The 19,580-nt window shown below is 59.0% G+C and carries 19 protein-coding genes and 1 tRNA gene; 15 read left to right on the top strand and 5 right to left on the bottom strand.

Features of this window, described 5'->3' with window-relative positions:
• Positions 1-521 (top strand): hypothetical protein (locus Q5Y71_RS11830; protein WP_306042350.1); only part of this gene is annotated, 521 nt, incomplete at its 5' end.
• Between the two features lie 7 nt (positions 522-528).
• Here Q5Y71_RS11830 and Q5Y71_RS11825 read toward each other — a convergent pair.
• Positions 529-882: a dihydrofolate reductase family protein gene (locus Q5Y71_RS11825; protein WP_306042349.1), complete on the bottom strand. Its 354-nt coding sequence runs from the start codon at positions 880-882 to the stop codon at positions 529-531.
• A 307-nt stretch (positions 883-1,189) separates the two neighbouring features.
• Positions 1,190-1,276 (bottom strand) — tRNA-Leu (locus Q5Y71_RS11820).
• A 264-nt stretch (positions 1,277-1,540) separates the two neighbouring features.
• Between Q5Y71_RS11820 and queA the strand changes: the two genes are divergently transcribed.
• From queA to secF, 4 genes are all read left to right on the top strand, one after another.
• Positions 1,541-2,614 carry a tRNA preQ1(34) S-adenosylmethionine ribosyltransferase-isomerase QueA gene (queA, locus tag Q5Y71_RS11815; RefSeq protein WP_306042348.1) on the top strand — a complete coding sequence of 358 codons (1,074 nt, stop codon included), beginning with the start codon at positions 1,541-1,543 and terminating at the stop codon, positions 2,612-2,614.
• A complete protein-coding gene (tgt, locus tag Q5Y71_RS11810) occupies positions 2,611-3,747 on the top strand; it encodes a tRNA guanosine(34) transglycosylase Tgt (RefSeq protein WP_371877035.1) in 1,137 nt (378 codons plus the stop codon). Before queA ends, tgt begins: the two co-directional genes overlap by 4 nt.
• A gap of 205 nt (positions 3,748-3,952) precedes the next feature.
• Positions 3,953-5,821, top strand: coding sequence for a protein translocase subunit SecD (gene secD / locus Q5Y71_RS11805; protein WP_306042347.1), 1,869 nt, complete (start codon positions 3,953-3,955; stop codon positions 5,819-5,821).
• 10 nt (positions 5,822-5,831) lie between these two features.
• A complete protein-coding gene (gene secF / locus Q5Y71_RS11800) occupies positions 5,832-6,833 on the top strand; it encodes a protein translocase subunit SecF (RefSeq protein WP_306042345.1) in 1,002 nt (333 codons plus the stop codon).
• A 109-nt stretch (positions 6,834-6,942) separates the two neighbouring features.
• On the opposite strand, the gene Q5Y71_RS11795 is transcribed toward secF, so the two are convergent.
• From Q5Y71_RS11795 to pyrC, 3 genes are all read right to left on the bottom strand, one after another.
• Positions 6,943-7,137, bottom strand: coding sequence for a hypothetical protein (locus Q5Y71_RS11795; RefSeq protein ID WP_306042344.1), 195 nt, complete (start codon positions 7,135-7,137; stop codon positions 6,943-6,945).
• Between the two features lie 135 nt (positions 7,138-7,272).
• Entirely contained in the window at positions 7,273-7,947 is a 675-nt protein-coding gene (rnt, locus tag Q5Y71_RS11790) for a ribonuclease T (protein WP_306042343.1), read from the bottom strand.
• 92 nt (positions 7,948-8,039) lie between these two features.
• Entirely contained in the window at positions 8,040-9,071 is a 1,032-nt protein-coding gene (gene pyrC, locus Q5Y71_RS11785; protein ID WP_306042342.1) for a dihydroorotase, read from the bottom strand.
• A 317-nt stretch (positions 9,072-9,388) separates the two neighbouring features.
• Between pyrC and Q5Y71_RS11780 the strand changes: the two genes are divergently transcribed.
• The 10 genes from Q5Y71_RS11780 to Q5Y71_RS11735 all read left to right on the top strand — a co-directional run bounded on the left by Q5Y71_RS11780 (position 9,389) and on the right by Q5Y71_RS11735 (position 19,527).
• Complete coding sequence (locus Q5Y71_RS11780; protein WP_306042341.1) at positions 9,389-10,609, top strand: argininosuccinate synthase; 1,221 nt, start codon at positions 9,389-9,391, stop codon at positions 10,607-10,609.
• Positions 10,610-10,752: 143 nt separating this feature from the next.
• Positions 10,753-12,207 carry a cytochrome-c oxidase, cbb3-type subunit I gene (gene ccoN / locus Q5Y71_RS11775; protein WP_306042340.1) on the top strand — a complete coding sequence of 485 codons (1,455 nt, stop codon included), beginning with the start codon at positions 10,753-10,755 and terminating at the stop codon, positions 12,205-12,207.
• Between the two features lie 11 nt (positions 12,208-12,218).
• A complete protein-coding gene (gene ccoO, locus Q5Y71_RS11770) occupies positions 12,219-12,836 on the top strand; it encodes a cytochrome-c oxidase, cbb3-type subunit II (RefSeq protein WP_301416826.1) in 618 nt (205 codons plus the stop codon).
• 19 nt (positions 12,837-12,855) lie between these two features.
• On the top strand, positions 12,856-13,092 hold the full coding sequence (locus Q5Y71_RS11765; RefSeq protein WP_306042339.1) for a cbb3-type cytochrome c oxidase subunit 3: 237 nt from the start codon (positions 12,856-12,858) through the stop codon (positions 13,090-13,092).
• Complete coding sequence (ccoP, locus tag Q5Y71_RS11760; RefSeq protein ID WP_306042338.1) at positions 13,089-13,997, top strand: cytochrome-c oxidase, cbb3-type subunit III; 909 nt, start codon at positions 13,089-13,091, stop codon at positions 13,995-13,997. The genes Q5Y71_RS11765 and ccoP overlap by 4 nt, the downstream gene beginning before the upstream one ends.
• Before the next feature lie 118 nt (positions 13,998-14,115).
• A complete protein-coding gene (gene ccoG / locus Q5Y71_RS11755) occupies positions 14,116-15,534 on the top strand; it encodes a cytochrome c oxidase accessory protein CcoG (RefSeq protein WP_306042337.1) in 1,419 nt (472 codons plus the stop codon).
• An 84-nt stretch (positions 15,535-15,618) separates the two neighbouring features.
• The gene (locus Q5Y71_RS11750; RefSeq protein ID WP_306042336.1) at positions 15,619-16,143 is read left to right on the top strand and encodes a FixH family protein; all 525 of its coding nucleotides are present in this window, start codon (positions 15,619-15,621) and stop codon (positions 16,141-16,143) included.
• Positions 16,140-18,590 carry a heavy metal translocating P-type ATPase gene (locus Q5Y71_RS11745; RefSeq protein WP_306042335.1) on the top strand — a complete coding sequence of 817 codons (2,451 nt, stop codon included), beginning with the start codon at positions 16,140-16,142 and terminating at the stop codon, positions 18,588-18,590. Before Q5Y71_RS11750 ends, Q5Y71_RS11745 begins: the two co-directional genes overlap by 4 nt.
• Before the next feature lie 16 nt (positions 18,591-18,606).
• A complete protein-coding gene (gene ccoS / locus Q5Y71_RS11740; protein WP_306042334.1) occupies positions 18,607-18,786 on the top strand; it encodes a cbb3-type cytochrome oxidase assembly protein CcoS in 180 nt (59 codons plus the stop codon).
• Between the two features lie 3 nt (positions 18,787-18,789).
• Complete coding sequence (locus Q5Y71_RS11735) at positions 18,790-19,527, top strand: sulfite exporter TauE/SafE family protein (protein ID WP_306042333.1); 738 nt, start codon at positions 18,790-18,792, stop codon at positions 19,525-19,527.
• Positions 19,528-19,580: the final 53 nt, after the last annotated feature.

Here is a 19,580-nt window from a genome sequence, read left to right as displayed (position 1 = left end):
AAGCCCAAGCAAGTGCGATCAAGATAGCTAGTTTACAGATAGATCTCAAAGAAAAGAAAGCTGCGTTTTCAAAGGTCGGAATAATTGCTGCGGAAAGTGAAATAGAAACCACCAGACTGTTTTCCGCCATTAGTGGGGCGCTAAATGTTAGCCTGGATACCGTGAGAACATTCGGCTATGCCGTTTTGGCACTGCTGCTTGAAGTCAGTACCTTGGGTATGATCAGTTTAGCGGGCGCTGAGAAGACTAGAGGCGGTATTTCAGCAGATAACTCGATTGAGCCTGATTCACAGCCAGATGAGACTCAGGCTGTTGATCAAGAATATAGATTGAAGTTGGTTAAGCTAACGTCTGACATTTTGAGCGGTAAGATTCCACCCGTATTACGCACCATCAAGAATGCTAGTTATGGACTAAATCTGGATCAGATCAGGGCCGTACTTCGTGACCTCCATTCTGCCGGGATTCTTGAAACCGACATACGCAATAGCTATAAGCTCTCAAACAACCTGTCGAACTAAGAGCGAATTAACCCTTCTTTTTGTAATGAGGCTTGACCAGCTCACCGAGTAGTATTTCGGTCTTCGAGTGCTCAAACCACTGGGCTTGTTCAAGGTCGGCGAAAAGTGGAACACCACCACCCAATATCACCGGAAGACGGCTGATAATCATTTCATCGATTAAATTTGCTGCAAGAAAGCCTTGAACAGTCTTTCCACCATCAATATACAGATTCTGGTAGCCTCTGGCGTTTAATTGCTGGACTACTTCACTTGGCGACCCTGAGATCACTTCAGCATGGTCTTTGTGACCCTCAGGGATGCCCCCCATACTGTTGCTCAATACAAAGACTGGAATATGGCCACGGGCCAGGAAAGGCACATACAGTCTCAAAGGTATTTCGTCCCATTACCAATGCATCCATCTCAGCGATGAAGTCAGAGAAGCCAAAATCTGACTGATCAGGGTTAGGGATCGAATGCAGCCAGTCTACGCCCCCATTCTTGTCAGCTATATATCCATCAAGGCTGGTTGCTAGGTAGACCACGTTTCTCATTGGGGTTGCCTTAGTGGGGTTGGTTACTAAGTGTACCTGGAAGATACCTACATATGCATCCCAATTGCATCCCAAGCATTTTAGATGCTAAAAGTGGTCAAAAAAATCTTTTGGATCTAAGGAAGGGGGAGATGGTACCAGAGGTCGGACTCGAACCGACACGCCCGCGAGGGCAAGGGATTTTGAATCCCTCATGTCTACCAATTTCATCACTCTGGCATTGCTTGCAAGTCTACTAATTTGTGGCTGGGATGCAAAATCGCTTGCTTATTTTGAATCCCCTGTGTCTACCAATTTCACCACTCTGGCACAGGCGCCTTGCAGCTGTCGGCTGCCAGGGCGGGCGTGATTATAGCAACGGGCAGGGCGGGGTCAATCAGTAAATTCAATCACTTAGGCGCTTTTCTGTCGCGCCAGTTAACAGGGCCTAAAATTTCCTATAACCTTCGCGACCACTTCACAGATGCTTTTTTCCAGGATTCCATGCAGCGTCAGGATTTCGATTTTCACCTGCCCGATACGCTGATTGCCCGCGTGCCGACCCAGGCGCGTCGTGGAAGTCGCCTTCTTTGCCTTGATGGCCCTAAGGGGACGATTGCACATCGCCGGTTTCCGGATATCCTCCAGCAGGTAAACGCCGGTGACCTTGTGGTCTTCAACGATACCCGGGTGATCCCGGCGCGCTTGTTTGCACGCAAGGAAACCGGCGGCAAGCTGGAGATCCTGGTTGAGCGGGTGCTCAATCGGGGGCAAGCCCAGGCCCATGTGCGCGCCAGCAAGTCCCCCAGGCCGGGCACCGGTATCCTGCTGGATGACGGTACACGCATTGAGGTGGCGGGGCGCTGCGGAGCCCTGTTTGAGCTGGCGTTTCCCGCAGAAGAGGGGGTGTTGGGGGTGCTGGAGCGCCTCGGGCATATGCCGCTGCCGCCCTATATTGACCGGGAGGACGATGCCCGTGATCGCGAGCGTTACCAGACCGTGTACAGCCGCCATGCCGGCGCGGTTGCCGCACCCACAGCGGGGCTGCACTTTGATGAAGCCCTGATCGGTGCCCTGCGTGACAAGGGGGTGGAGATTGCCTTCGTTACCCTGCATGTCGGGGCGGGTACCTTCCAGCCGGTGCGTGTGGACAATATCCGCGAACACCAGATGCACAGTGAGGTGCTGCATGTGCCGGAGCGTGTGGTGGAGGCCGTGGCCCGCTGCCGCGCGCGCGATGGTAGTGTGATCGCCGTGGGCACCACCAGTGTGCGGGCCCTGGAAAGTGCAGCGCGCTGTGGTGAACTGACCGCGATGGTGGGGGAGACCGATATCTTTATCTATCCCGGTTACGAGTTTCGTGTGGTGGATAAACTGGTCACGAATTTCCACCTGCCGGAATCCACCCTGCTGATGCTGGTGTGCGCCTTTGCCGGTTACCGGCACACCATGGCGGCCTACCGCGCAGCGGTAGCTGAGGGCTACCGTTTCTTTAGCTACGGCGATGCCATGTTGATCTCTCGCAATCCCAATGCCCGTGGCGAAACCGTGGCGCCCGTAACAGGAGATACCCCGTGAGCCGGGAATGTTTCATGCAGTTTGAGCGGGACACCGCCGATGGCAAGGCCCGGCGCGGCCGCCTGCGATTTCCCCGCGGGGTGGTGGAGACACCGGCGTTTATGCCGGTGGGGACCTACGGTACGGTAAAAGGCATGTTGCCACGGGATATCCAGGCCATTGGTGCGCAGATTATTTTGGGCAATACCTTTCATCTGATGCTGCGCCCGGGTACCGAAGTGGTGAAGAGCCAGGGGGGCCTGCATGAGTTTATCCAGTGGCCGGGCCCCATCCTTACGGATTCCGGCGGTTTCCAGGTCTTCAGTCTGGGTGCGCTGCGAAAAATTTCTGAGGCGGGGGTGTCCTTCCGCTCCCCCATTGATGGGAGCCCGGTGTTTCTCACCCCCGAGGAGTCCATGCGGGTCCAGCGGGACCTGGGCTCTGATATCGTGATGATCTTCGACGAGTGTACGCCGTATCCCGCCAGCCCCGAGCAGGCGCGCACGTCCATGGAGCTGTCCCTGCGCTGGGCGGAACGCTCCAGGCAGGCCCACGGTGAAAACCCTGCGGCCCTGTTCGGCATTGTGCAGGGGGGGATGTACCCGGAGCTGCGCGACGTTTCCCTGCGGGGGCTGACCGGGATTGGTTTTGATGGCTATGCCATCGGCGGTTTGTCCGTGGGCGAGCCGAAAGCGGAGATGATCAAGGTGCTGGATCACCTGGTGCACAACATGCCGGCAGACAGGCCCCGCTACCTGATGGGTGTGGGCAAGCCGGAGGATATTGTCGAGGCGGTACGCCGCGGTGTCGACATGTTCGATTGTGTGATGCCTACCCGCAACGGGCGCAATGGCCACCTGTTTACCGCAGATGGCGTGGTGAAAATCCGCAATGCCAAACACCGCTATGACAGCGCGCCGGTGGAAGAGGAGTGCGACTGCTACACCTGTGCGCACTTCTCCCGCGCCTATTTACACCACCTGGACCGCTGTGGTGAGATGCTGGGGGCGCAGCTCAACACCATACACAATCTGCGTCATTACCAGCGCCTGATGCAAAAGCTGCGCGAGGCTATCGCCGCCAATACCCTGGGGGCTTTTGTCGCGGAGTTTTACCATCGCCTGGATCGCGAGGTACCGCCCCTGCGCGCTTGAGGCGTGGCACTGTTTTGCTGTCTGCGGCACTGCGCGCCGCGCAGCTGTGTCCCTGCGATTTGTCCGGTCACCCGATCCCCGTATAATCGGCCACCACTTGTTCCGGGGGCCGTGTCTCTTGCAATCCGGTCACAGCGCCCGCATATCCAGGCAGATTGCCATGATTTACCGGCCCTAGAGGTCACAGTAAAACAATGAGAACAGTATGAATCGCTACCCGATCTGGAAGTACTTTCTGATTCTCGCGGTTGTGGCCTTTGGCCTGGTCTATGCCGCGCCCAATCTCTACAAGCCGGACCCGGCAGTACAGATCTCCGGGCAGTCCAGCGCCATGACCATTGGTCCAGAGGTGCTGGAACAGGTGGAAAAGGCCCTGGATACGGCGGGCATCGAATATTTTGGTGCTGAAGTGGGCGATAGGGCGGTTCTGGTTCGCCTGAATTCCATGGAGGCACAGCTGCCGGCCAAGCGGGCGATTCAGGAGGCGCTGGGCCACAACGATTACGTGGTGGCATTGAACCTGGCCTCAACCACCCCCGAATGGTTGAGTGGAATCGGGGCCAGCCCAATGAAGCTGGGGCTGGACCTGGCCGGTGGTGTGCACTTCCTGATGGAGGTGGACACCAATACCATCGTCAAAACCAATATGGAAAGTTATGTCCAGGAGGTGAAGACCAAACTGCGCGCGGCCAAGGCCCGTTACCGCAGCGTTGATCTGATTGACGATCGCGAGATTGTGGCGCGCTTTCGCAGCGAGGAGTTGCGCAGCCTGGCACTTTCCACGCTGCGCAAGGAGTTCCCGCAACTCCAGCTGCGCGAATCCGGCAGCGGTGAGAACCTGGAAATACGCGCTGTGTTGTCTGAGCAGGAAATCAAGCAGTTGGAAGACTACGCGGTTACCCAGAACCTCACCACCCTGCGCAACCGGGTTAACGAACTGGGGGTAGCCGAGCCCATCGTCCAGCGCCAGGGGCGCAACCGCATTGTGGTGGAGTTGCCCGGTGTTCAGGATACCGCAGAGGCCAAGCGCATTATCGGCAAGACGGCCAACCTGGAATACCGAATGGAGGCCCGCCCCGACGAACTGGTGACTAATAAAGAATACTTTGAGTACCGCAGCGAGCAGCAGCGCCAAATGTATGGGGGCGCCTGGCTTGAGCGCAAGATTATTATCAAAGGTGACAGTGTCACCAATGCTCGCGTGGGTTACGACGAGAGCGGCTTCCCCCAGGTGAATATCACCCTCGATTCCCGCGGCGGCGAGCTGATGCACCGCGCCACCTGGAAGAATGTGGGCCGCCGTATGGGCACCCTGTTTATCGAGACCCGCTTTACCCCACAGACCCGGACTGATGCCCAGGGCAACGAAGTCACAGAGCAGATCAAGACCGAAGACAAGAAAATTATCAGCCTGGCCACGGTACAGAGTGCGCTGGGCAAGCAGTTTCGCATCACCGGTCTGGACAGTCCGGCGGAAGCCCAGGAGCTGGCCCTGCTGCTGCGTGCCGGTGCCCTGGCTGCGCCCATGTATTTTGTGGAAGAGCGTGTCATAGGGCCGTCACTGGGGGCCGACAATATCAAGGTTGGCGTACAGTCGGTACAGATCGGTCTGCTGGCGGTGATTATCTGCATGCTGATTTCCTACCGGGTGTTTGGCCTGGCGGCCACTATCGCCCTGTCGGTCAACATGGTCCTGCTGGTGGCGGTGATGTCGCTTCTCGGCGCCACCCTCACACTGCCGGGAATCGCCGGTATCGTACTCACCGTGGGTATGGCGGTAGATGCCAACGTGCTGATCTTCTCGCGGATACGGGAGGAACTCAGAAATGGCATGCCGCCGCAATCGGCGATTACCGCCGGTTTTGACAACGCCTACAGCACCATTGTCGATGCCAATATCACCACGCTGATTGTGGCGTTGATCCTTTACGCAATTGGCTCAGGCCCGGTACAGGGCTTCGCGGTCACCCTGTCTATCGGCATTCTCACCTCTATGTTCAGTGCCATTATGGGGACGCGGGCCATTATCAACTTGTTCTACGGCGGTCGCCGTGTACGGAAACTCTGGATTTAAGGGGCTGGCCATGAGTGAGACCAAAGTGGAAAACGGCAAGATCACCGAGTACATGGGCAAGCGCGTGTACGACTTCATGCGCTGGCGCAGGGTGGCTGCGGCGATCTCCATCGCTCTGTTGCTGGCATCCATTGGTGTGCTGGCGGCCAAGGGCCTGAGGTTCGGCCTGGACTTTACGGGGGGCACCCAGGTTGAGGTGGGCTATGAGGTCACCCCCTTGATCAACGATGTGCGCACACAGCTGGATGATGCCGGCTTTGAGGGCGCAACAGTGGTCAACTACGGCTCCGAAAACGAGCTGCTGATCAAGCTGCCGCCAGAGGTGGCCGAAGAGGAGACCCAGATCAGTGCCACCGAGCAGGAGACGGTAACGCCGATCGGCGACAAGGTGGTGGCAGTGCTGCGGGCCGCCAGCGACGGCAGTGTGACCCTGCGTCGCGTGGAGGTTGTCGGGCCGCAGGTGGGTGCGGAACTGCGCGACGACGGTGGCCTGGGTATGCTGGTGGCACTGGCTTTGGTCATGATGTACGTGGCCCTGCGCTTTCAGTACAAGTTCTCTATCGGCGCGGTTGCGGCACTCGGTCACGATGTCATTGTTGTGCTGGGTTTCTTTGCGCTGTTGGGGCTGGACTTCGATTTAACCGTTCTGGCGGCGGTGCTGGCAGTGATCGGTTATTCCCTCAACGATACCATCGTGGTGTCTGACCGCATTCGCGAGAACTTCCGCAAGGTGCGCAAGGCGGAGCCCGAGGAGATTATTAATATCTCCATCAGCCAGACCCTGGGCCGTACCTTCATGACCTCCTTCACTACTCTGCTGGTGCTCTGGGCGCTGCAGTTCTTTGGCGGGGAGCTGATTCACAATTTCTCCCTGGCCCTGATTGTCGGGGTGATCGTGGGTACCTACTCCTCGGTGTATGTGGCTGCAAACGTGCTGATGGGATTGAAAATTTCCAAGGAAGACCTGATGCCACCGGTGAAAGAAGGGGCGGAGCTGGAAGAAATGCCCTGATTGGAGACGGATGCAAAAATGCCCGAAAACGCGGCTCCGGGCGCGCCTCGCCTGGGGCGGCCGGAGCCGTTTTTTGTGTCTGGTCCTGACCCTGGATGGGCGGTCGCGGTTAGTTGCGGGGTTTTTTGCCGAGCGTGATATGTTTTGGTCCAGCAGTATTGGTCTGGCCGCTCACCCCCTTGGGCACCTGCTGAATCTCACCGCCTTTTTCCAGGAAGGCCTGCACCTGAGCTTCAATACTCTCGCTGGTCTCAAGGGAGGTGGATTGTTTGCGCCTTGAAGAGGATGATGCTTTTTTGGCCACGATACCTGTCCGGTTGGATAGTCAAGTCGAACATCATACAGAAGTTTGCACAAAAAATCACCCAACTGCCTAAGGTGTACGCATAGGGTGGCTATCACAGGTGGCAGCGGCGGGGCTGTCACGCCGGCAGCTGGTTTATTCCGCCTCCGGCTCAATCGGTTCCACAGCGGGTAGAGGCCAGCCGCCCAGTGCCCGCCATTTGTTCACAATCGTGCAGAACAGGGCGGCGGTTTTCTCTGCATCGTACTCGGCGGAGTGTGCGCAGGTATTGTCGAATGCAATACCGGCGACCTGGCAGGCCTTGGCCAGTACGGTCTGGCCATAGGCAAGGCCGGCGAGACTGGCGGTGTCGAAGCAGGAGAAGGGATGGAAGGGGTTGCGCTTGATTGCACAGCGCTCCACCGCCGCATTGACAAAACCGAGGTCAAAGTGGGCGTTGTGGGCAACCATGATGGCGCGGGTACAGCTGTGCTTTTTAACCGCGCTGCGGACTTTGCGGAACAGCTCCGGCAGGGCGATCTCCTCCGGGCAGGCTGCCCGCTCCGGGGATTCGAGGTCAATACCAATAAAATCAAGGGCTGACTGCTCCACATTGGCACCCGCAAAGGGCTCCAGGTGGAAACTGTGGGATTCCAGTGGGAAGAGCCTGCCGTCCTCGTGCATATCCAGGAGGACCGCGGAAATCTCCAGCAGGGCATCGGTGCGGGCATTGAAGCCACCGGTCTCCAGATCTATCACCACCGGCAGGAAACCGCGAAAACGCTGTGCGAGGGGGCTCTTGGGTTCTGTCGATTGTTCCGCTGGGGTCACTGTGAATCCTTGTCAATCTCAATGAGGCCGGGCTGTTGCCACGGGAATTCTCTGCGGGCGAAGGCCACCTGAAGCATTGGCTGGGATCAACATTATACGAGCTGCCATTGCAGGGTTTTACCGGCGGCGAGCGGGATCAGGGTCTCGCCACCCATATCCAGGCTATTCGGCAGGGTCCAGGGGCGCTTTGCCAGGGTAATGGTACCCCTGTTGCGTGGCAGCCCGTAAAAGTCGGGGCCGAATTCGCTGGCGAAGCCTTCGAGCTTGTCCAGTTTGCGCGCCCGTTCAAAGGCTTCCGCATACAGCTCGATGGCGGCGTAGGCGGTGTAGCAGCCTGCGCAGCCGCAGCTGGCTTCCTTTTGCCCGTGCGCGTGGGGGGCTGAGTCAGTGCCGAGGAAAAACTTCGGGTTGCCACTGGTGGCCGCTTCGATCAGGGCGGACTGGTGGGTGCTGCGTTTTAAAATCGGCAGGCAGTAGAAGTGCGGGCGGATGCCCCCTGCCAGCAGATCGTTGCGGTTGTACAGCATGTGGTGTGCGGTGATGGTCGCCGCAACCCCCGCCCGGGCACCTTGCACAAACTCGGCCGCCTCGGCAGTGGTAATGTGCTCAAGCACTATTTTCAGGGTGGGAAAATCCTCTACAAGTCGCGACAGGGTGTTTTGGATAAACACTCGCTCGCGGTCAAAAATATCGATTCCGCTGGTGGTGACTTCCCCGTGCAGCAGCAGCTTCATGCCGCAGGACTGCATCTCTTCCAGTGCGGGATAGATATTGACGATATCCGTTACGCCGGAGTCGGAGTTGGTGGTGGCGCCGGCCGGGTACAGCTTGGCGGCGATGATACCGGCAGACCGGGCCTGGCGGATCACTTCGGTATCCGTTTTGTCGGTCAGATAAAGCACCATCAGGGGCTCAAAGGCGCAATCCCTGGGAATCTGGGTGCAGATACGCCCGCGGTAGGCCAGAGCGCTCTTGGCATCGGTCACCGGCGGCACCAGGTTCGGCATCACAATAACGCGACTGAATTGCCGGGCGGCATCGCCCACGGTGCGTTTGAGGGCGGTGCCGTCGCGCAGGTGAATATGCCAGTCGTCGGGGGCGCGAAGGGTGATTTGTTCCGCCATGGTACTCCGTGTTGCGTTTCGCTGTAGTGTATTGTTGTGCGGCGCGCATGCTACCCGATGCGATACAAAATTGCGATGCGCAAAATGATCAAAAGTTAACCAATTGTGTCGACTCGCGCCATAGCGCTAGTCGATTGCGGGCTGAGGCGCTACAATCACGCCCCGAGAATCAGTATGGGTATTGTTGTGCCCATCTACACCGATCCTGGGCATACCTCCAAAAATAATCCCCCCAGACTGACATCCATTCGCACAGGGGCGATGGGTGTCGGTGAGCTTTTGCCGTGACGGCAGCTTTCGGCCAGCAGAGGATAACAATGAGCAATATCGACAAGGTGGTACTGGCGTATTCCGGCGGGCTGGATACGTCGGTGATTGTGCGCTGGTTGCAGGAAACCTATGGCTGTGAGGTGGTGACTTTCACTGCCGATATCGGTCAGGGCGAAGAAGTGGCCCCCGCGCGTGCCAAGGCTGAGGCATTGGGGGTCAGGGAGATTTACATCGATGACCTGCGCGAGGAGTATGTGCGGGACTTTGTTTTCCCGATGTTCCGCGCCAATGCCATTTACGAGGGCGAGTATCTGCTGGGCACTGCCATTGCGCGCCCGCTGATTGCCAAGCGCCTGATTGAAATTGCCAACGAGACCGGCGCGGACGCCATCGCCCACGGCGCCACTGGCAAGGGTAACGATCAGGTGCGCTTTGAATTGGGCGCCTATGGGCTCAGACCGGGTATCCAGGTCATCGCCCCCTGGCGCGAATGGGATTTGAATTCCCGGGAAAAACTGATGTTGTACTGTGAGCAGCACAACATTCCCGTGGACTTCTCTTCCAGTAAGAAACAATCCCCTTACTCCATGGATGCCAACTTGCTGCATATTTCCTATGAGGGCGGCATACTGGAAGACCCCTGGGCGGAGGCAGAGGAGGACATGTGGCGCTGGAGCGTGAGCCCGGAAACGGCGCCGGAACAGGCCACCTATACCACCATCGCTTTCGAGCGGGGTGATCCGGTAGCGCTTGACGGTGACACCATGAGCCCCGCGTTACTGCTGGAAACCCTCAACAGGCTCGGCGGCGCCAACGGCATTGGTCGTCTGGACATTGTGGAGAACCGCTACGTCGGCATGAAGTCCCGCGGCTGTTACGAAACCCCCGGCGGTACTATCTTGCTGAAGGCTCACCGGGCGATTGAATCTATTACCCTGGATCGCGAAGTGGCGCATATGAAAGATTCCCTGATGCCGCGCTATGCCGAACTGATCTATAACGGCTACTGGTGGTCACCGGAGCGCCGTATGCTGCAGGCGGCGATCGATGAATCCCAGCAGGTGGTGAACGGGGAGGTGCGCCTCAAGCTGTACAAAGGCAGTGTGAGTGTGGCGGGGCGCCGCTCTGCAGACAGCCTCTTCGATGGGCGCATCGCCACCTTTGAGGACGATGCCGGGGCCTACGATCAGCGAGACGCCGAGGGTTTTATCCAGTTGAATGCCCTGCGCCTGCGTATTGCTGCCGACAAGGGAAGAAAATTGATTTAGATCAGCTGTGGCTGGTGGCGGCTGCGCTTAAATCGTCCTCCAGTCAATCGTGGCGGCATTCGCCAGGGATCACTGGCACAGATCTCCCGTGGGTCCGGCCCAGGTAGTGGAACCGAATTTCAAAAAGCAACGGAAGTACAAACATGACGACAACGGTGGCAAAGACCGGCCCGGTGCCGGACTATGATTACAACATCGTGCGCCAGTTCACCATTATGTCCGTGGTCTGGGGCATTGTTGGAATGGGCGTGGGCGTTCTGATCGCAGCCCAACTGGCCTGGCCCCAGCTCAATGATTTATGGCAGCCGTTTTCCCACTTCGGGCGTTTGCGACCACTGCATACCAACGCGGTGATTTTTGCCTTTGGCGGCAGTGTCCTGTTTGCTACCTCCTATTACGTGGTGCAGCGCACCTGCCAGGTGCGCCTGTGGGGCGGCTGGCTGATCCCCTTCACTTTCTGGGGCTGGCAGCTCGTGATTGTGGCAGCGGCGATCACCCTGCCCATGGGCTTTACCACCTCCAAGGAGTACGCCGAGCTGGAATGGCCCATCGATATCCTAGTCACCCTGGTCTGGGTTGCCTATGCGCTGGTGTTCTTCGGAACCATCATGAGGCGCAGGAGCTCCCATATCTACGTGGCAAACTGGTTTTTTGGTGCCTACATCGTCACGGTCGCCGTGCTCTATGTGGTGAATAACCTGGAGATTCCGGTTGCGCCCTTCAAGTCCTACTCTATCTACTCGGGTACCAAGGACGCAATGATCCAGTGGTGGTATGGCCACAATGCGGTTGGCTTCTTCCTGACGGCAGCCTTCCTCGGTCTCATGTACTACTTCGTGCCCAAGCAGGCGGGCCGGCCCATTTACTCCTACCAGCTGTCTATCGTGCACTTCTGGGCCCTGATCTCCCTGTATGTATGGGCGGGTGGTCACCACTTGCACTACTCTGCGCTGCCCGATTGGGCCCAGAGCCTGGGCATGGTGATGTCCCTGATCCTGCTGGCACCCTCCTGGGGCGGTATGATCAACGGCATCATGACCCTCTCCGGTGCCTGGCACAAACTGCGCACCGATCCGACCCTGCGCTTCCTGGTGGTCTCTCTGTCCTTCTACGGCATGTCCACCTTTGAGGGCCCGATGATGTCGATCAAGACCGTCAACGCCCTGTCCCACAACACGGACTGGACCATTGGCCATGTGCATTCCGGCGCCCTGGGTTGGGTAGCCATGATCTCCATTGGCGCTCTGTATCACCTGGTGCCAGTGCTGTGGAAGCGCAGGGAAATGTTCAGCGTGAAACTGATCAACGCGCACTTCTGGCTGGCCACGGTGGGCACGGTGCTCTACATCGCGGCGATGTGGGTCAATGGTATTACCCAGGGCCTGATGTGGCGCGCCTTCAATGTCGATGGCACCTTGACCTACAGCTTCGTTGAGAGTGTGGTTGCCAGCCATCCCGGTTATGTCGTGCGCCTGCTGGGCGGTGCCATGTTCCTGCTGGGTATGCTGCTGATGGCCTACAACGTCTACCGCACGATCACGGAGAAGGTGAACGATGCCCACTCCGATAACACCGTTCACGCAGTGCCGGCGGCATAGGAGATCAGCTCGTGAAGAATCATGACATTGTGGAGAAAAACATCGGCTGGATGATCCTGTTCATCATTATTGCCATCAGTTTTGGTGGCCTGGTGGAGATTATTCCGCAGTTTTACACCAAGGCTAACTACACGCCCTTGCCGGGTATGAAGCCACTCAGTGCGGTGGAGCTGGAAGGCCGTGATATCTACATCCGCGAGGGCTGCCACGTGTGCCACACCCAAATGGTGCGCCCGCTGCGCGCCGAGGTGGAGCGCTATGGTCACTACTCCATGGCCCAGGAATCCGTATACGAGCACCCCTTCCTGTGGGGCTCCAAGCGCACGGGGCCGGATCTGGCCCGGGTGGGCGGCCGCTACTCCGACGAATGGCAGCGCGCGCACCTGTACAACCCGCGCAGTGTGGTGCCTGAGTCCATTATGCCGGCCTATCCCTGGCTGTTCGACAATGTGGTTACCGGCGAGTATGCCGCGCGCAAGATGGAGGCCCTGCGCCTGGTTGGTGTGCCCTATACCGATGAGGATATCGCCAATGCGTCCAAGCCCTTCGCCGGTGGCAAGGTGAAAGAGATCGATGCCCTGGTGGCCTACCTGCAGCAGTTGGGCACCCTGGTAACCCAGAAACGTTAATTGCGGGGGACGGAAACTCATGACCATAGAAACTTTGCGCGAGATCGGGCTGGTGCTGGGATCGTTGGCTTTTCTGGCAATCTGCTGGTGGGCCTTCTCACCGAAACGCAAAAAGCGCTTTGAGGAAGACGCCAAGTTGCCATTTGCCGATGAGGCGCAACAGGACGACAAAAGTGCCTCGGCTGCTCAGAAGGATGAACCCAAATCCGAACAGGGGTCCGAGACCGAACGAAAACAGGGGCAGAACAAGCAATGAGTACATTCTGGAGTTTGTGGGTAATTGTACTCACCCTCACCAACCTGGCACTGATTGTCTGGGTATTGTTCGCCAACCGAAAAGTGGCGGTTGACGACCAGGCGCTACCGGAAAACAAGACCACGGGCCATGTATACGACGGCATTGAGGAGTACGATAACCCCCTGCCCAAGTGGTGGTTCATGCTGTTTATCGTCACGCTGGTGTTTTCTGCCGCCTACCTGCTGATCTACCCGGGTATGGGCAACTTCAAGGGTTTGGCTGACTGGACCTCCGTAGGTGCCCTGGAGGCCTCCGAGGCCAAGGCCCAGGTACAGTTTGACGAGACGTTTGGCAAGTATCGGGATATGCCTATTGAGGAGATTGCCCAGAGCCGTGAGGCCCTCAAGATGGGTTCCCGTATCTTCGCCAACAACTGTGCCGTGTGCCACGGTGCCGATGGCGGTGGTAACTTTGGCTTTCCGGACCTGACCGACAACGCCTGGCTCTATGGAGGCACCCCGGAAAAAATCCTGGAAACCCTGTACAACGGCCGCCAGGGTGTGATGCCGCCGCAGGGACCGGTGATTGGTGAGGAAGGGGTGAAGAACACTACCGAATATGTACTTTCCCTAAATGGTCTCGAGCATGATGCCGCCATGGCCGCCGAGGGCCAGAAGGTATTCAATACTGTCTGTATGGCCTGCCACGGGCTGGATGCGAAGGGCAACCAGACCCTGGGTGCGCCGAATCTCACCGATAATATCTGGCTTTACGGCAGCAGCCGTGAGCAGATCCAGCACACCATTCGCGGTGGTCGCAGCAACATGATGCCCGCGCAGAGAGACAAACTGCGCGATGACAAGATCCGCCTGGTGGCGGCCTATGTCTACAGCCTGTCTCGTCAGGATGAAGAGCAGCAGTAACTATAAGACCGGGGCCCCGGATATGGGGCCCTGTTTTATAGCACTCCGGGCGCTACAGGGACGGGGACACAACCTCATAGATGGCGCCTGACTGTGCCCGTGTGAGAGTGAGGTTTTTGTGAGTGACTTGATTCCCACCCGTGAAGAGCAGGAAGGCGATGGCGAAGTCCGCTACCGCATGCTCTATGAATCGGATGACAAAATCTATATTCGCCATATCCGTGGTGTTTATACCCGGATTCGCAAGTACACAGGCCTGCCGCTGTTGCTGGCCTTTTTCTTTCTCCCCTGGATTAATATTGACGGCCGCCAGTCGGTCTTTTTTGATCTCCCCACCCGCCAGTTTCATATTTTCTGGACCACATTTGGTCCCCAGGACGGCTTTCTGCTCGCTTGGCTGCTGATCATCGCCGCTTTCGCCCTGTTTGCCGTAACAACCTGGATGGGGCGGGTCTGGTGCGGCTTCACCTGCCCGCAGACGGTCTGGACCATGATGTTCATGTGGGCCGAACGGATCTGTGAGGGCGACCGCAACAAGCGCATAAAGCTGGACAAGGCGCCCTGGCACCTGGAGAAAATTCTGCGCAAGGGCGCGACTCACGGGATCTGGCTGCTGATTGCCCTGGCTACGGCCCTGGCGTTTGTCGGCTACTTTTACGGCATTCGCGACCTGGTTGTGGATCTCGCCACGTTAAACGCCCACCCCCAGGGTGTCTTCTGGGTCGCTTTCTTCACCTTCGCCACCTATATGAATGCGGGCTTCCTGCGCGAACAGGTGTGCAAGTACATGTGCCCTTATGCGCGCTTCCAGTCGGTCATGTACGACCAGGATACCCTGGCGGTTTACTACGATGCCAAGCGCGGTGAAACCCGCGGACCGCGCAAGAAAACTATGGATTACAGAGCCGAGGGCATGGGGGACTGCATCGACTGCTACTGGTGTGTGCAGGTATGCCCGGTAGACATCGATATTCGCGATGGCATGCAGTATGAGTGCATTAACTGTGGTCTATGTGTTGACGCCTGTAATAGCGTAATGGACAAAATGGGTTACGATCGCGGCCTGATCCGCTTCACCTCCGAGGATGAGCTGGAGAGCGGAAAAACCCGCTTTTTGCGCCCTCGTCTGTTTGGCTACGCGGTCATCCTGTTGGCAATGGTCGGGCTGTTCGCGCAGCAGGTGGCCACCCGCAGCCCCATTGAAGCGGAGGTTATCCGCGATCGCGGTGCGCGCATGTACCGCATATCCCGGGGATTGGTACAGAATGTGTACACCGTTAAGATCAACAACATGGATCAGGCTGCGCATGAGTTCACTATCCGTGTGGAGGGTGCATCCGGGTATGACTACTCAGTGCGCAAACCGCGCAGGGTCGTTCTGGAGGCCGGAGAGATCTTTCCGGTACCGATCCGGGTGAGTGTACCCAGGGCGCAGCTGAAAGACGGAAAACACGATATCGAAATCGTGGTGCAGGCCGTCGATGCCCCGGAGCTGATCGACAGGCATCGAACGGTATTTATTGGTCCCAAGCAGTAGGCGGGACTACAATCCCGCCGCCGTCTCCGGCCCGTTCCGGCGCGCCCGACACAGCTGCACAAAACGGTAATTTCTGGTAACGTGATGAAAGAACCAACGGCAAAACCCTGGTATCGAGAGTTCTGGGCCTGGATGGTGCTGGCCCCGCTGATTGCGGTGCTGGTTGTTTCCTCCATCACGGTTTCCATCGCTGTGCGCCACGCCGACGATACGGTCAGCGACACCTACCACAAAGAAAACCGCATGTACCACTTTTCCGGAGCGCAGGACCAGCGCGCCCTGGCACTGGGGCTTGCGGCCATGGTGCAGTTTCAGCGGGGGGCGCAGGCGGTTATTGTGGAACTGAACGGCAACACAGACTATCCGGGGCAGTTGTTGCTCACCCTCAGCCACCCGGCGGAGGAAGACCTGGACCAGCATATTGTCCTGTCCCAGCTCTCTGTCGGCCGCTATACCGGCACGGTCCCCACCGAACTGAACAGCCGCTGGTACCTGCGCCTGATGCCTGAGCTCGACCCACAGAAGCACCGGGATGCCCAGTGGCGCCTGAAGGGAGAGATCAACTTTGACCTGGGCGAGGCAGCGCCCCTGAACCCGGCGCATCAATGACGACGTCCCCGCCCTGTTATCACTGCGGACTCCCGGTGCCCGCCGGCAGTCACTACTCAATCGTTATCGAAAGGCAGGCCCGAGATCTGTGTTGCCCCGGCTGCGAGGCGGTGGCGAGCGCGATTGTTGCCGGCGGCCTGGACGGATTCTATCGCTACCGGGAGCGGGTCAACGAGCGCCCGGAACAGGCCCAGTCACTGGCACGATGGGCTGCCTATGATCTTCCCGAGGTGCAGCAGCAGTTTGTGCACGACTGGGACGGTGCGCACCAAATGGCGGCGCTACTGGTCGGAGGTATAACCTGTGCTGCCTGCGTATGGCTGATCGAAAAGCACCTGGCACACCTGGCCGGGGTTGAGAAGGTTTCGGTCAATGCCAGTACCTCCCGTGCGCAGATCGTATTTGACCCCGCGCAGGTCAAGCCCAGCCAGTTATTTGTTGCACTTGAGCGTATCGGCTATCGCCCGGCTCCCGCCACCGCTGCCAACCGTGACAATGTGATCCAGGCCGAACACCGCGCCGCCCTGCGACGCCTGGGGGTCGCGGGGCTCGGCACCATGCAGGTCATGATGTTCGCCATCGCCCTCTATTTTGGTGCGGGTACGGGTGATGTAGGTGATTTCGAGCGATTTTTCCGCTGGGTATCCCTGCTGGTGGCGACGCCAGTGGTTTTCTATGCCGCGCAGCCGTTTTTCAGTGCAGCTCTGCGGAGTTTGCGCGCACGCCACCTAGGGATGGATGTGCCCGTTTCCCTGGCCATTGGCCTGGCCTATGGGGCCAGTTTCTATGCCACGGTCTCTGGCACCGGCGAAGTGTATTTTGAGTCCATTTCCATGTTCACCTTCTTTTTACTGCTCGGCCGCACCGTGGAGATGCGGGCGCGCCACAGGGCCGGGCTCGCCAGCGGCGGCCTGGCCCAGTTGCTGCCGATCACGGTCGCCAGGTATGAAGGAGATGAGGCCGTGGCGGTATCTATCGCCGCGCTGGCCGAGGGGGATCGGATTCTGTTGCGCCCCGGCGATACGGTGCCCGCGGATGGCGAAGTCCTGGAAGGGGAGAGCGGCGTGGATGAATCCCTGCTCAGCGGTGAGTCGGCTCTGCAGCGGAAGTCTGCGGGTAGCCCGGTGTATGCCGGCAGTGTGAACGGCGACTCCAGCCTGATTGTGCGGGTAACGGCAGCAGGTAAGTTCACAAGATTGTCGGCCATTGAGCGACTGGTGGAGCGCGCCCAGCTGGAAAAACCCGGCCAGGTGGCCCTGGCCGACCGGGTTGCCGGTGCCTTTGTCGGGATCGTGTTGCTCGCGGCTCTGGGAACATTTGTCCTCTGGTGGCAATTGGATGCCAGCCGCGCCTTCTGGGTAGCCCTGTCGGTGCTGGTGGTGACCTGTCCCTGCGCGCTGTCGCTGGCGACGCCGGCGGCACTGGCTTCCGCCACACTGCGCCTGCAGCAATTGGGGCTGCTGGTAGCCGGCGGCAACCTACTGGAAACCCTGCCCCGTATCAACCGGGTGGTATTCGATAAAACCGGCACCCTGACCCGTGGTGAGCCACGCATCCAGCGGATTGAACTACTGCGTACCGGGTGGGATGAACAGCGGGTGCAGGAAGTGGCTGCGGCACTGGAATCCCAGACCCGCCATCCCCTGGCGCGCGCCTTTCGCGCCTGGCGCGGCAACCGGCTTGCCAGCCAGGTCAGGGTGCATACGGGCCGGGGGCTGGAGGGGCTGGTTGAAGGGGTGGCTTACCGCCTGGGCCGCGGGGACTTTGCAGCGGGGGTAGACGCTGCCCCGCCAGCGGCAGTAGGACAGTGGATACTGCTCGCCGACGATAGCGGACCCGTTGCCTGGATTGCCCTGGGGGATGCGTTGCGCGCCTCTGCCCGGGAGGCGGTGCAACAGCTGCACAGTCTCGGATTGTCCGTGGAGTTGCTCAGTGGCGATCAATCCGGCGAAGTACAGCGGCTGGCGGCGCAGGCGGGTATCGACAATTTCCGCGCCGGGGCATCGCCGGAAGACAAACTTGCCCATATGCAGCATCTGCAGCATCGGGGCGAGCGGGTGCTGATGGTGGGGGATGGCCTGAACGATGTGCCGGTACTGTCTGGTGCCGATGCCTCTGTGGCGATGATGTCCGCAGCCGATCTGGCGCAGTCCCGTGCCGATGCGATTTTGCTGCAGGGCAACCTGCAGGTCTTGTCGCAATCTATTGCCCTGGCCTATCAATGCCGCCGGATTGTGCGGCAGAACCTGGTCTGGGCACTGGGTTACAACGCCGTGGCGTTGCCCCTGGCGGTGTGTGGTCTGGTGCCGCCCTGGGCCGCTGCCATAGGGATGTCGGCCAGTTCACTGGTAGTGGTGCTGAACGCTTTGCGTCTGACCCGTGCGAGGGCGCCGATCGAAAACACGCTCAGCCCGCTACGCGGGCTTGGGCCGGGTCTCACAGACTGAAAGAGAGGAGTACATTGTGGACAGTCTCTACTTCCTGATCCCCATTGCGATGCTGTTTGTTGCCCTGGCAGTCAAGCTTTTTTTCTGGGCGGTGAACAATGGCCAGTACGATGATCTGGACACCGAGGGGCGGAGAATTTTGTTTGAGGACGACGCGCGGGACCAATCCGCAGCAGACGGTGACGGGGAGCGGTAACCAGTGCAGGAGTGGGGATTCCTAGCGGCTGCGCTCGCCATTGGCTTTTTCGGCAGTAGCCATTGTATCGGTATGTGCGGGGGCATTTCGGGTGCCCTCGGCATGGCTGTGCCGGGTAGGGAAACCGCCTGGGTGCAGCTGGGCTCTTATCAACTGGGCCGCCTCGGCAGTTACACCCTGATGGGGGCACTGGCCGGCGCTCTGGGTGCAGCCGTGATTCCGGCGCTCACGCCACTGCGGCTTGCGGCGGGCATTATGCTGATCGCCATGGCACTGTATGTTGCCGGTATCTGGCGCGGTCTGGTGTGGCTGGAGAAAGGGGGCAGCTATGTATGGCGTTATCTGCAGCCGCTCTCAGCAAAGCTGTTGCCAGTGCATTCCGCCGGGCAGGCCGTTGCACTGGGTTCTCTGTGGGGCTGGCTGCCTTGCGGTCTAGTGTATAGCGCACTGACTTTCGCCCTGGCCCAGGGCAGTGCCGGGCGCTCGGCCATGGCGATGTTCGCTTTCGGCCTGGGCACCCTGCCGGCCATGCTGGCTACCGGGGCCGCCGCGGTACAGGTGCGCAACCTTGTGCAGAAGCCGGGTGTTCGCCTGGGGTTCGCCGCGGCCATCCTGCTGTTCGGTCTCTGGACAATCTGGGGTGCCCTGGGTCATGGGGGGCACGGCGGTCACAGTGGTCACGGCACGGTGGATGCAACGGAATCCCCGCAGTCGGAAGAACCGGAGCACCACCACCACTGAGAGTGGTATAAACGCCGCTTGGGTACCGTGCCCGCTGCCGGTAAACAGTAGTA

The organism is Microbulbifer sp. 2205BS26-8 (assembly GCF_030731025.1).
Taxonomy (GTDB): Bacteria; Pseudomonadota; Gammaproteobacteria; order Pseudomonadales; family Cellvibrionaceae; genus Microbulbifer; species Microbulbifer spongiae.
The sequence above is the reverse complement of the archived record's forward strand: the minus strand, read 5'-3'. Positions and strand labels throughout refer to the sequence as shown.

Bases quoted from the DNA above. Each gene is read 5' to 3' on its own strand.
- ccoP (WP_306042338.1), top strand. From the start codon at position 13,089: ATGAGTACATTCTGGAGTTTGTGGGTAATTGTACTCACCCTCACCAAC.
- queA (WP_306042348.1), top strand. From the start codon at position 1,541: ATGCAGCGTCAGGATTTCGATTTTCACCTGCCCGATACGCTGATTGCC.
- secD (WP_306042347.1), top strand. From the start codon at position 3,953: ATGAATCGCTACCCGATCTGGAAGTACTTTCTGATTCTCGCGGTTGTG.
- Q5Y71_RS11750 (WP_306042336.1), top strand. From the start codon at position 15,619: ATGAAAGAACCAACGGCAAAACCCTGGTATCGAGAGTTCTGGGCCTGG.
- Q5Y71_RS11745 (WP_306042335.1), top strand. From the start codon at position 16,140: ATGACGACGTCCCCGCCCTGTTATCACTGCGGACTCCCGGTGCCCGCC.
- secF (WP_306042345.1), top strand. From the start codon at position 5,832: ATGAGTGAGACCAAAGTGGAAAACGGCAAGATCACCGAGTACATGGGC.
- ccoN (WP_306042340.1), top strand. From the start codon at position 10,753: ATGACGACAACGGTGGCAAAGACCGGCCCGGTGCCGGACTATGATTAC.
- pyrC (WP_306042342.1), bottom strand. From the start codon at position 9,071: ATGGCGGAACAAATCACCCTTCGCGCCCCCGACGACTGGCATATTCAC.
- Q5Y71_RS11780 (WP_306042341.1), top strand. From the start codon at position 9,389: ATGAGCAATATCGACAAGGTGGTACTGGCGTATTCCGGCGGGCTGGAT.
- Q5Y71_RS11765 (WP_306042339.1), top strand. From the start codon at position 12,856: ATGACCATAGAAACTTTGCGCGAGATCGGGCTGGTGCTGGGATCGTTG.